9 protein-coding genes are annotated in these 12,874 nt (G+C 54.1%); 3 read left to right on the forward strand and 6 right to left on the reverse strand.

What is annotated here, in order from left to right:
- The first annotated feature begins 109 nt into the window (after positions 1–109).
- Positions 110–1,357: a SulP family inorganic anion transporter gene (locus ACERJC_RS10585; RefSeq protein ID WP_373671619.1), complete on the forward strand. Its 1,248-nt coding sequence runs from the start codon at positions 110–112 to the stop codon at positions 1,355–1,357.
- Here the strand turns inward: ACERJC_RS10585 and mgtE are convergent.
- The 6 genes from mgtE to ACERJC_RS10615 form a co-directional block, all read right to left on the reverse strand.
- Positions 1,320–2,756: a magnesium transporter gene (mgtE, locus tag ACERJC_RS10590; RefSeq protein ID WP_152403464.1), complete on the reverse strand. Its 1,437-nt coding sequence runs from the start codon at positions 2,754–2,756 to the stop codon at positions 1,320–1,322. The genes ACERJC_RS10585 and mgtE overlap by 38 nt on opposite strands.
- Before the next feature lie 140 nt (positions 2,757–2,896).
- A complete protein-coding gene (locus ACERJC_RS10595) occupies positions 2,897–4,540 on the reverse strand; it encodes a multidrug ABC transporter permease/ATP-binding protein (protein ID WP_373671620.1) in 1,644 nt (547 codons plus the stop codon).
- Between the two features lie 75 nt (positions 4,541–4,615).
- Positions 4,616–5,266: a DNA oxidative demethylase AlkB gene (gene alkB / locus ACERJC_RS10600; RefSeq protein WP_371894615.1), complete on the reverse strand. Its 651-nt coding sequence runs from the start codon at positions 5,264–5,266 to the stop codon at positions 4,616–4,618.
- Complete coding sequence (gene ada, locus ACERJC_RS10605; protein WP_371894614.1) at positions 5,266–6,330, reverse strand: bifunctional DNA-binding transcriptional regulator/O6-methylguanine-DNA methyltransferase Ada; 1,065 nt, start codon at positions 6,328–6,330, stop codon at positions 5,266–5,268. The genes alkB and ada overlap by 1 nt, the downstream gene beginning before the upstream one ends.
- 83 nt (positions 6,331–6,413) lie before the next feature.
- Positions 6,414–7,469 (reverse strand): FAD:protein FMN transferase ApbE, encoded by a 1,056-nt coding sequence (gene apbE / locus ACERJC_RS10610; RefSeq protein WP_286631359.1) that lies wholly within the window; start codon positions 7,467–7,469, stop codon positions 6,414–6,416.
- Positions 7,470–7,584: 115 nt separating this feature from the next.
- Entirely contained in the window at positions 7,585–8,715 is a 1,131-nt protein-coding gene (locus ACERJC_RS10615) for a porin OmpC (protein ID WP_373671621.1), read from the reverse strand.
- Between the two features lie 740 nt (positions 8,716–9,455).
- On the opposite strand from ACERJC_RS10615, the gene rcsD reads away from it, so the two are divergent.
- Both rcsD and rcsB read left to right on the forward strand, forming a co-directional pair.
- A complete protein-coding gene (gene rcsD / locus ACERJC_RS10620; RefSeq protein WP_373671622.1) occupies positions 9,456–12,125 on the forward strand; it encodes a phosphotransferase RcsD in 2,670 nt (889 codons plus the stop codon).
- 15 nt (positions 12,126–12,140) lie between these two features.
- On the forward strand, positions 12,141–12,791 hold the full coding sequence (gene rcsB / locus ACERJC_RS10625; RefSeq protein WP_001061917.1) for a response regulator transcription factor RcsB: 651 nt from the start codon (positions 12,141–12,143) through the stop codon (positions 12,789–12,791).
- Positions 12,792–12,874: the final 83 nt, after the last annotated feature.

The following is a 12,874-nucleotide window of genomic DNA, read 5'->3' on the forward strand; positions in this document are numbered from 1 at the left end:
TTTTCTGGAAACAGACGCTCCAGAAAGGTACTATGCGGCGCTTTATTATTCACCGCACGGACGCCTGCTGGTCTGCTGTTATCAGGCCCCTTCCGACCTGAGAGTAAATATGTCTGTAACCCCTTCGTCTCCTGCTCTGGCTGAAGAACACACCGTCAGTGGCGTCCTTCGCGCCCCACGTCTGCTGATACGCGAAACGCTGGCGGGAGTCATTACCGCGCTGGCGCTGATCCCGGAAGTGATTTCCTTTTCGGTGATTGCTGGCGTTGACCCGAAAGTCAGTCTGATCGCCTCGGTGGTCCTCTGTCTTGCCATGTCTTTCATGGGCGGTCGCCCCGCGATGGTCACAGCGGCCGCCGGTTCCGTTGCGCTGGTGATTGGTCCGATGGTGCATCAGCATGGCGTACAGTACATCCTGCCGGCGGTGGTGCTGGCCGGACTCATTCAGATTCTGTTTGGCGTCACCGGGATGGCGCGGCTGATGCGTTTTATTCCCACCGCCGTCATGACCGGTTTTGTGAACGCCCTCGGTATTCTGATTTTCTTCGCCCAGGTTCCCCATTTCTGGAGCACAAGCCCACTCATCTGGGGACTATTTACTTTAACGCTGCTGATTGTGCTGTGGGTACCGCGGGTGATTAAAAGCATTCCTGCGCCGCTGATTGCCATTGTCTTGCTGACGCTGTTTACCGCAACCACCGGGCAATTGCTGCCAACCGTCGGCGATGAAGGTTCAATGCGTGGAGGCCTACCGGCACTGACGCAACTGTTGGTACCGCTGAATCTGCACACGCTGGCGATTATCTGGCCCTGCGCACTGAGTATCGCCTTCGTAGGCCTGATGGAGTCGCTGTTGACGGCGAAACTGGTTGATGACCTGACGGTCACGCCGTCGAATAAAAATCGTGAAAGCACGGGTCTGGGATTGGCCAACATTCTGGCGGGTTTTTACGGCGGCATTGCCGGCTGCGCGATGATCGGGCAGACCATCGTTAACGTGGAGATGGGGAAAGGCCGCAGCCGCGTGTCGACAATCGCCGCCGGGCTGGTTTTACTGCTGCTGGTGACCGCGCTGAGCGACGTGATGGCGAAAATCCCGATGTCGGTTCTGGCCGGGATCATGGTGATTGTGGCGGTGAAAACGTTCAGTTGGCACAGCATCCAGCCCGCTACCCTGACGACACTGCCCGTGGTGAAAACGCTGGTGATGGTCATTACCGTTGGCGCAACGGTCTCCACCGGCAACCTGGCGATTGGCGTGGTTGCCGGAGTGGTGGCGATGGGATTACTGCCCCGCGTCGTAACGCGTAAACGATGCGCTACATCAGAAACAGCGTCGCCAGCCCAAGAAAAATAAAGAACCCGCCGGTATCGGTAATCGCGGTAATCATTACGCTCGAACCGACCGCCGGGTCGCGCCCGAGCTTCACCATCGTCATCGGGATGATCACCCCCATTAGCGCCGCCATTAACAGGTTCAGCATCATTGCCAGGGTCATCACCCCGCCGAGCGCCATGTCGTCGTACAGCCACCAGGTGATCCCACCCATGATCCCGCCCCAGACAAGGCCATTCACCAACGCCACGCCCATCTCGCGCAGAATAAGAAACGTCAGGTTACCCGGCTGAATGTTTTGTAACGCCAGCGCCCGGACAATCATGGTGATGGTCTGATTACCGGTATTCCCGCCGATCCCGGCGACAATGGGCATCAGCGACGCCAGCGCCACCAGTTGCGAAATGGTGTGCTCAAAGCCATCAATCACGCGCGAGGCGATGAACGCGGTACACAGGTTGATAGCCAGCCACGCCCAGCGCGTTTTCACCGCTTTAGGTACGGGCGCAAAAACGTCCTCTTCCGCGCTCAACCCGCCCATCCGACGCAGATCGGTGTCCGTTTCTTCATACACCACGTCGACTATCTCATCGATCGTCAGGCGCCCCATCAGTTTGCCGGAAGGATCAACCACCGCGGCGCTGACCAGGTTGTCACGTTCGAAGGTACGCGCCGCGTTTTCCGCTTTGTCTTCCGGGGCGAAGGTCAGCGGATCGTCATCCATCACCTCGCTGACTTTGCGCTGCACGTCGTTGAGCAAAATACAGGTCAGGGTAAGCTCCCCGACCAGCGTTTTGTCGCGACGGGTGACAAACAGTTTATCGGTGTTTTCCGGCATCTTGCCCAGACGACGCAGATAGCGCTGTACCACTTCCAGCGTCACGTCCGGGCGAACGGTAATGACCTCGAACTCCATAATCGCACCGACGCGATTCTTTTCGTAATGCATGACCTGGCGCACGCGGGCCCGTTCTTCGGGTGGCAGCGTCGCCAGTAACCGGCCAGTGAGGTTACGCGGCAGGTGTTGAACCAGGTAAATCTGTTCGTCGATGTCGAGGTATTGCAGCGCCTCGAGCAACTCCCGATCGGTCATTTCGTCGATCAGGTCGTCCCAGACGTTTTCTGAAGCTTCGAGCAGCACGTAGCCGCGCTTTTCGCTTGCGATCAGCCGCCAGAGGGCGTGACGCTCTTCCGACGGGAGCGCTTCCAGAGTATCCGCGAGATCGGGCGGCGGAAGATGGTCGACCAGCGCGCCTACCTCAGCAATATCGTCGGATAACGTTCCGACATCATATTGCTCAGCCAGGGTGAGCTTGCCTAACAGGGTGGAAACGATGGCTTTGTCGGTGGTGAGCAGCCAGATCAGCCGCGCACGCTCTTCATCGCGCAGCCTTGCGCTGTTTTTGTGTTTTGCGAACATTAATCATAAATCCATGATATGAGATGCCATTAAGCATGGCGCGAGGTTATGTAAATAACAATAAACGGGGGCGTCAGATGGATAAAAAAAGAACCGCTGTCCCGAAAAGCGTTGCGCCATCGGGACAATGGTCAGATAGCTCAGGCCGTGCGCGCGACCGCATCGCGTGATGCAGCGTCACGCTCATCACCCACCAGTTCACTCACCTGTCCGTTGCGCATTTCCAGCAAACGGTCGGCATGAATAAAATAGTGGTCGTCGTGGCTGATGGCAAAAATGGTTTTCCCCATCTCCTGCATCAACGGCAGCAGCACCTGGTAAAACTCGCGGCGGAAGTGCGGATCCTGATCGGCCGCCCACTCGTCGAGCAGAATAATGTCGCGATCTTCCGCCAGCGCCAGCAGCAGCGCCACGCGCTTTTTCTGCCCCTTCGACAGTTTCAGATTCAGGATCCGGCCATCGCTCAGTTCCAGCTTGTGCGCCATTTTCAGGTGCTCAAGCCACTTTTCAACCAGTGCAGGATCGGCCGGTTTACCTTCCGGTCCCAGCAGTTGGTCAAACAGCCAGACGTCGGTAAACACCGCCGAAAAGAGCTTACGATAATCTTCCGGCTTTTCGGCACTGACAGGCTTACCGTCCAGCAGGATCTCCCCGGACTGTGGCTGATATAGCCCCGTCAGCAGCATCGCCAACGTCGATTTACCGCTGCCGTTGCCGCCGATTAAAAACAGCAATTCACCGCGGTTAATCGTCAGATTCACCGGTCCTACGGAGAACGCGTTGTCCTGATAGTGGAACATGACGTTACGCAGTTCGAGGGTTTTCCATCCCGGGAAGGCCTGCGGGCGCGGGAACTGTGCCTTAAATGGCGCCAGCGCGAATTTGTTCAGCTTGTTGAAAGCGACCTGCGCCGTCAGCAGCGTGGGTAATGCCCCCACCGCCGACAGCAGCGGTGTACGCAGGAACAGCAGCGTTAACGAGTAGGTTGCCGCGACGTTGGTATCCGCCCAGCCGAGGCTGTTTGCCATCCAGAACACCAGGCCAATCGCGCCGAGCATCATGATATTCGACCAGTTTACGGCACTGAGGTGGAAGGTATCGGCGCGAATAATATGGTGGCGATACGCTTTGGCATCCGGAATATAGAGGTGGGTGAAGATATGTTCCGCGCGCTCGCGGTTGAGCGTCAGCTCTTTGCGCCCTTCCAGCACCGTCTGATAATCGTTATACAGCTTATCCTCGGTTTCGCGCAGCGTCGCCATATGCCGGTAAACCCGCGATACCAGCATAAAACCGCCCCAGATGGTAATGATCATCCAGATAGCCGTGACCAGCAGCATTTTGGTCGACAACATCGCCAGATACGCCGCCGAGCCGACGGTCAGGATGATCCCCTGAACCAGTTCAGGCAGACGGACAAAGGCAATGGTGATGTTGCGCACGTCGCTGGTCAACCCGGCCAGCAGAGAGGCGCTGCCCAGTTGCTCAACACGTTCAACGTGCGTATCGAGAATACGTTTGATGAATTCACTGCGCAGACGGAAGACAAAGTGGTGTCCCAGCGTGGTGAGCGCCAGCTGTGAGCCCAGCGTCACCGCCATCAACAGCAACAGCAATCCCAGAAATTCCGGTAAAACCAGCAGAGAGGGATCCGCGGTCTCAATAAGACGCTGGTTGATAAAAGCGATAAGACCAATCCCCAGCGCCGCGCTGACGAGGCTGAGCGCCATCACGCTAATAAATGGCCAGCGATACTGCCGCCAGACAAGAAGAAGTAGTTCCATTCATACAACCCGGACAAGGAATAACAGCCCGCAGTTTAAACGTCTCAACGCGTTCAGCAATAATAATTCTTATTTTTATTCTTTTTTACCCGCCTGGCGAAAAGTCAGATTGTAACGACAATCGGCGGTCATCGGATGGAACCCGGCCTTCAGCGGCTGAATTCCGTGGTAAAACAGACGTGATTCTCCTCCCCAGACCACCACGTCACCGTGTTCCAGCAGAATGCGCGTCAGCGGATCGCTACGTTTCAGACCGCCAAACTGAAAGACCGCCGGTAAGCCCAGCGAGACAGAGACGATTGGCGCGCGCAGATCCGGCTCGTCTTTATCCTGATGCAAGGAAAGCTTTGCGCCAGGCACATAGCGGTTGATCAGGCAGGCGTCCGGCTGATAATCCGCATAGCCCGCCGCCGTTGCCGCCTGCTGACTCAGACGCAGGAAGGACGGTGGGAAGTCGGGCCAGGCGTGTCCCGTCAACGGATCGACAGGCGAATAGAGGTAGCCATGGCTGTCAGTCGTCCAGCCCAGCCGCCCACAGTTGGTCATCGCCACCGACATCGTGTAGCCGCCGGGGGTGATCATCTGGCGAAACGGCGAGCAGTGGGCGACCGTCTCAATCTCCTGTACCAGTTGCGGCGCCGCGCGGAAGGCAAAGCGGCGCAAAATGACAGCGCCGGGTGCCAGCGGTTCCTGCCAGGGCTGCGAATCGGCAAACAGATCGAGCATTATGCTCCCTCATCAGGCGATTCACGCCGCAGGATCTGCGCCTTGCGCGACACGCCCCAGCGATAACCGGAAAGCGAACCATCACCCCGGACAACGCGGTGACAGGGGATAACGATCGCCAGTTTGTTCGCGCCACAGGCGCTGGCGACCGCACGAACCGCTTTCGGCTTGCCGATCGCTTTTGCCAGTTGCTGATAGCTGACGGTCGCCCCGTAAGGAATCGTGCGCAGAGCCTGCCAGACCTGCTGCTGAAACGCGGTGCCCTGAATATCCAGCGGCAACGTCAGCGCCGCGTCGCGCCCGTCAATACTGGCAATAACGCGGTGGATGCGCTGCTGAAAATGGGCGTCGGCAGGGTGACCCTGAGCGGCCGGGAACAAGGTCTGCAGTTCAGCAATCAGCGCCGCATCGTCATCCCCTAACAAGATGGCGCAAATCCCCCGCTCGCTTTCCGCTACCAGGCAGCGTCCGAGTGAGCAATCGGCCAGCGCGTAGTGCACGGCCAGTTTGTCACCGCCGCGGCGGAACTGTTTTGCCGTCATCCCAAGCGCTGCATCGGCGTTGCGATAGTAGCTGCTGCTGTCTGGAAAACCGGCATTCAGAATCGCCTGGGTCACGCTTTCGCCGTGACTCAGGGCGTCGCGCAGGCGGCGGGCGCGATACGATTGCTGCCAGGCTTTTGGCGTCATCCCGGTTGTGGCTTTGAACAAGCGATGCAGATGATACGGGCTCATCGCCACCTTCTCAGCCAGAACATTGAGCGTTATTGGGCTCTCCTGCTCCAGAAGCTGACAGGCATGCGTGATTTTATCCAGCCGGTGCTGCTGGGCGTTGGCTTTATCCGGCTGACAGCGTTTACACGGGCGAAACCCAGCCATCAGCGCGGCCTGCGCATCGGGAAAGAAGCGGACATTTTTACGCAGCGCATGTTTTGCCGTACACGATGGTCGACAAAAGATCCCGGTCGTTTGCACGGCAAAAACAAACTGACCATCGGCGTCAGAATCGCGTTCTAACACCGACTGCCAGCGCTGATCGTCATTTACGCGTTGATAATTTTTCATTCTGGACTCCTTCGTTAAGCATAGTGCCTGCTTAGCTGCAGTGTGTCCGAAACCCGTCACTCGAAAACCCGCAATCTTGCTTTTTAATTTTGTTCACGGATGAGGAAGCTTTCAAATTGTGGCGACATCCAGGTTTTGAATCCCTCCCCCTCTTTGATGATCATATACACCGCCAGTCCTTCCTGGCGTACGACCTCTTTGGCTTTCTCCGTGCCGAGCACCATCAGCCCGGTATCCCAACCATCCGCCTCCAGCGCCGTTGGCGCAATCACCGTCACCGACACCAGATTGTGCTCAATGGGACGACCCGTTTGCGGATCGATAACATGGGTGAGGCGTTTGCCGTTCAGCTCGTAATAGTTGCGGTAACTGCCGGAGGTACTGATGCCGTGTCCGTTAATATCCACCACCGCCTGAACCGCATTCTCGCGATCGGTGGGTTTCTGGATAGCCACCCGCCACGGATGCCCTTCGGCGTTCATCCCACGACTGTTCAGCGCCCCGCCGACAGAGACCAGATAGCGGGCAATACCTTCCCGCTCCATCAACTGTGCCAGGTGATCGGCAGCGTAACCTTCACCGACGGTGGAGAGATCGACAAACAAATCCGGCAGATCTTTTTGCAGATACTGTTGTTTCGCCTGGTTGATCACCGTCAGGTGCTGCAACCCGCTGTTGGCTTTTGCCGCATCAATTTGCGCCTGCGTCGGGATCTGGACCGGCTGCTTGTCGGGACCAAATCCCCACAAATTCACCAATGGCCCGACGGTGATGTCCATCGCGCCCTGCGTTTTTTGCCCAATACGCAGCGCAGAGGTCACAATATCCGCCATCGCTTCGCTGACAGGCCAGGGAGAAAGGCTTTTCGACAGGTTGAAGCGCATCAGCGCCGAATCATTTTTATAGGTTGACAGCAGTTGGTCGTCGGCATCCAGTTGCGTCTGAATTTTCGTTTGTAGCGCCGCTGACGCGTTAGCATCAATACCGACCACACTCACGCGCCAGAAGGTGCCCATCGTTTTCCCTTCCAGCACTACCGGAGCCGTCGCTGGCGTTTGCGCCGCGTCCGGCGCGTTATCGCACCCGGTAAAAAAGAGTGTCATCGCCAGTAAGGCCACGCGAGCAATGTTCATTTCCATACGTGATTGTTCTCCTGCAAAAGAGGCGCAAGAGTACACCAAAAACCGCCGGTTGTGCGTCGTAGAACCGCACAAAAAAAGGCCCCGCAGGGCCTTTTATCGACATTAAGCAAACTTAGAACTGGTAAACCAGGCCCAGTGCAACGATGTCGTCGGTGCTGATACCGGCATCACGAGTGAAGCTGTTGTCATCCAGCAGGTTGATTTTGTAATCAACGTAAGTGGACATGTTTTTGTTGAAGTAATAGGTTGCGCCAACATCAACATATTTCAGCAGATCTTCATCGTCGTAGTTACGACCCTTGAGAGTCCCCAGGTTTTTACCTTTGGACTGCAGGTAAGCAACGGATGGACGCAGACCGAAGTCGAACTGGTACTGAGCAACCACTTCGAAGTTCTGCGCTTTGTTTGCCCACCCTTCGCCGCCTACGCGCGTTGCGTTGTAGGTCTGGGTGTACTGTGCTGCCAGATAAACGTTGTTAGCGTCGTATTTCAGGCCGCCGGTGTAGGTTTCAGCGCGATCGCCGTTACCAAGATAAATCGCTTTGTTCTGCTCATCAGTACGTTTGGAGCTGCTCACTGCCGCACCCAGACCGAAGCCTTCACCGATGTCATAAGTCACGGAACCGCCGACACCGTCGCCGTTCTGACGCAGCGCTCCACGACCGTTGTTAGTCACGCCAGTGTAAGCTAAGCCATCAGCACCTTCGCCTGACGGGCTGCCGTTTTTACCCTGATACTGCAGGGCAAAGTTCAGGCCATCAACCAGACCGAAGAAATCCGCGTTACGGTAAGTTGCAAAGCCGTTACCACGCTGCTGCATGAAGTTGTCAGAACCGTAGGTGTCGCCACCGAATTCTGGCAGAACGTCGGTCCAGGACGTAACGTCATACACAACGCCGTAGTTACGACCGTAGTCGAAAGAACCCGCATCGCCGAATTTCAGACCCGCAAATGCGACACGAGTCCAGGAGTTGTTTTCGGATTCAGGTGCGTTACCCTGGATCTGATACTCCCACTGGCCGTAACCGGTGATCTGATCGTTAACCTGAGTTTCGCCTTTGAAGCCGATACGCATATAGGTCTGATCGCCATCAAGACTCTTGTCATCGGAGAAATAATGCAGACCGTCGACTTTACCGAACAGGTCTAATTTGTTGCCGTCTTTGTTGTAAATTTCAGCCGCATTTGCTGCGCCTGCTACCAGCAGTGCTGGTACCAGGAGGGACAGTACTTTAACTTTCATGTTATTAACCCTCTGTTATATGCCTTTATTTGCTTTTTTATGCCACTGCATACTGATTAACCCTCATTAACCAGTCGGCAAGTTCATTCTCCTCAAAATTGCAGAATAATCCAACACGAATATGATACTAAAACTTTTAAGATGTTTCATTTATCCACATAGATGTTTCAAAATGTAAATATGAGGGAACTTTTTTTTTGCTTCAAAAAGACAAAAAATAAGCACAATCACTCAAGAAATATAAAAATAACAACAAAAACAATATTTTACTGAAATAAATTTCATAGCACTGAATGACAAAACAAAATCGTCGCGCATCACTAAAATATCTCTCGCTATCATCATTAACTTTATTTATTACCGTCATTCATTTCTGAATGTCTGTTTACCCCTATTTCAACCGGATGCGATGCGTCCGGTTTTTTTTTACCCTTCTTTACACTTATTTTCTCTTTATGTGCTACCGCACAAAAATAATAACAACTATTAACTATTTACCTTCATTCAGTCACTGACTGATATCAGAAACCGATTTCTTGTTATTTCGTGCTATTTGTCATCACGCGTCGGGTCATATTTGTACGTAGCTTGCGGGGCTGTACACTTTTACGTCATCTAACCGATGAATTCTTTTTGGCAAAAAATGCAGAACATCAATGAGTAGAGAATGTGGAAATTCACACCGTACCCTTTATACTGCCCTTTCACCTTCGGCGTTGTTTTACAGGTCATAACCACGAATGAGTCAGTCTGATACAACGGCTACGTCCCGATTCTCCCTCCTGCCGGGAAGCATTACCCGTTTCTTTTTATTGCTGATCATTGTGTTGCTGGTAACGATGGGCGTGATGGTGCAAAGCGCGGTTAACGCATGGCTAAAAGATAAGAGCTATCAAATCGTCGATATCACCCATGCTATCCATAAGCGTGTCGATACCTGGCGTTACGCGACCTGGCAAATCTATGACAACATTGCGGCGACCACGAATCCATCGAGCAGCGAAGGATTGCAGGAAACGCGCCTGAAACAGGACGTTTACTATCTCGAAAAACCGCGTCGTAAAACCGAAGCGCTGATCTTTGGCTCGCATGACAGTTCAACGCTGGAAATGACGCAGCGGATCTCAGCCTACCTCGACACCCTGTGGGGTGCCGAAACGGTGCCGTGGTCCATGTATTATCTCAACGGCCAGGACAACAGCCTGACCCTCATCTCGACGCTGCCGTTGAAAGACCTCTCGTCGGGATTTAAAGAGTCAACCATTGGCAGCATTGTCGATTCACGCCGGGCAGAGATGCTTCAGCAGGCCAATGCGCTGGATGAACGGGAAAGCTTTTCATCGCTGCGTCGTCTGGCCTGGCAAAACGGCCACTACTTTACCCTGCGGACCACCTTTAACCAGCCGGGACATCTGGCGACCGTTGTTGCATTTGATCTGCCCATCAATGACTTAATTCCCCCCGGTATGCCGCTGGACAGCTTCCGCCTAGAGCCTGACACCACGCCAGTCAGCACACGCAACGCGGATAAAGAATCACCCGACAGCGTAAGCATCAGCTTTAACAGTTCGAAAATTGAAATCTCTTCGGCGCTGAACTCGACGGGAATGCGGCTGGTCTGGCAGGTGCCGTTCGGTACGCTGTTGCTCGATACGCTGCAAAACATCCTGTTACCGCTGTTGCTGAATATTGGCCTGCTGGCCCTCGCGCTGTTTGGCTATACCACCTTTCGTAACCAGCCGGGACGCACAACCGAAGTCGCGCCGAATACCGCAGCCAATAATGAGCTACGTATTCTGCGTGCGATTAATGAAGAAATTGTCTCCCTGCTGCCGCTGGGTCTGCTGGTGCATGACCAGGAGGCGAACCGCACGGTGATGAGTAACAAAATTGCCGACCATCTGTTGCCGCATCTGAATCTGCAAAACATCACCAGTATGGCGGAACAGCATCAGGGCGTGATCCAGGCAACCGTCAATAATGAGCTGTATGAGATACGCCTGTTCCGCAGCCAGGTCGCTCCGCGCACCCAGATCTTTATTATCCGTGACCAGGATCGTGAAGTGCTGGTGAACAAAAAGCTCAAACAGGCGCAGCGGTTGTACGAAAAAAATCAGCAGGGCCGCACCGCCTTTATGCAAAACATCAGCGAGGCGTTAAAAGACCCGGTCAAAAAGCTGGCGGCGGAGGTTGCGCAGGTGCAAACGTCTGATGCACAGCAACTGGCGAATCATGCCGATGTATTGATCCGCATGATCGATGAAATTCAACTGGCGAACATGCTGGAAAGCGACGCCTGGAAGAGCGAGCCGACCCTCTTCTCGGTTCAGGCGCTGATTGACGAAGTCGTACCGGAAGTGCTGCCGGCCATGAAGCGCAAAGGGCTGCAACTGCTCATCAACAACCATCTGAAGGCCAACGACGAGCGGCGTGGCGATCGCGATGCGCTGCGACGGATCTTACTGTTGTTGATGCAGTACGCGGTGACGACCACCCAGATTGGTAAAATCACGCTTGAGGTGAGTCAGGATGAGTCGGTGGCCGAGCGCCTGACTTTCCGCATTCTGGATACCGGTGAAGGCGTGACGTTAAGCGAAATCGACAACCTGCATTTCCCGTTCATCAGCGAGACGCAGAAAGATCGTTACGGCAAAGCCAATCCGCTGGCCTTCTGGCTATGCGATCAGTTGGCACGTAAACTCGGTGGGCATTTGAACATAAAAGCGCGAGATGCGCTGGGTACACGCTATACAGTCCATGTTAAAATGACTCCGCTCGACCAGCATAGAGAAGACGAAGAGCGTCTGCTGGATGATGTCAGCGTCATGATCGACGTGACCTCTAACGAGGTTCGCAACATTGTGCTTCGTCAGTTGGAAAACTGGGGGGCGACCTGCATCACCCCGGATGAGAGACTCATAAGTCAAGAATATGATCTCTTTTTAACTGATAATCCGTCTAATCTTACTGCCTCCGGCTTGCTTTTAAGCGATGATGAGTCAGGCGTGCGGAAAATAGGCCCTGGCCAGCTTCGCGTCAACTTTAATATGAGCAACGCTATGCAGGAAGCTGTACTACAACTAATTGAAGAGCAACTGGCGCAGGAAGCGATCCCGGAATCCCCTCTGGGAGGTGATGAAAACGCCGAACTTCATGCCAGCGGTTATTACGCACTATTTGTAGACACAGTACCGGATGATGTTAAGAGGTTGTATACTGAGGCAGCAATCAGCGATTTTGCTGCGCTAGCCCAAACGGCTCACCGCCTGAAAGGCGTGTTTGCCATGCTAAATCTGGTACCCGGCAAGCAGTTATGTGAAACGCTGGAACATCTGATTCGCGAGAAAGATGCTCCAGGAATAGAAAAATACATCAGCGACATTGACGCCTACGTCAAGAGCTTGCTGTAGCAAGGTAGCCTTTACATGAACAATATGAACGTAATTATTGCCGATGACCATCCGATTGTACTGTTCGGTATTCGCAAATCACTTGAGCAAATCGAGTGGGTGAATGTTGTTGGCGAATTTGAAGACTCCACAGCACTGATCAACAACCTGCCAAAATTAGATGCGCACGTGTTGATTACCGATCTCTCCATGCCGGGCGACAAGTACGGCGATGGGATCACTCTGATCAAATATATCAAGCGCCATTTTCCGAGCCTGTCGATCATTGTTCTGACCATGAACAATAACCCGGCAATCCTGAGCGCGGTTCTTGATCTCGACATCGAAGGGATTGTCCTGAAACAGGGCGCGCCAACCGATCTACCGAAAGCGCTCGCGGCGCTGCAAAAAGGCAAAAAGTTCACCCCGGAAAGCGTCTCTCGCCTGCTGGAAAAAATCAGTGCGGGCGGCTACGGCGACAAACGTCTCTCTCCGAAGGAGAGTGAAGTCCTGCGTCTGTTTGCCGAGGGTTTCCTGGTCACTGAAATCGCCAAGAAACTGAACCGCAGTATCAAAACCATCAGCAGCCAGAAGAAATCAGCCATGATGAAACTGGGCGTTGAGAACGATATCGCACTGCTGAACTATCTTTCTTCCGTGACGCTGAGCCCGGCAGACAAAGACTAATTTCTCTTTCCGTTGCAAAATGCCTGATGGCGCTCCGCTTATCAGGCCTACTCATTACGGAAAACATCCCGTTCTGTAGGCCG

The sequence above is a fragment of the Citrobacter telavivensis genome, from assembly GCF_041807075.1.
Lineage (GTDB): Bacteria > Pseudomonadota > Gammaproteobacteria > Enterobacterales > Enterobacteriaceae > Citrobacter_A > Citrobacter_A telavivensis.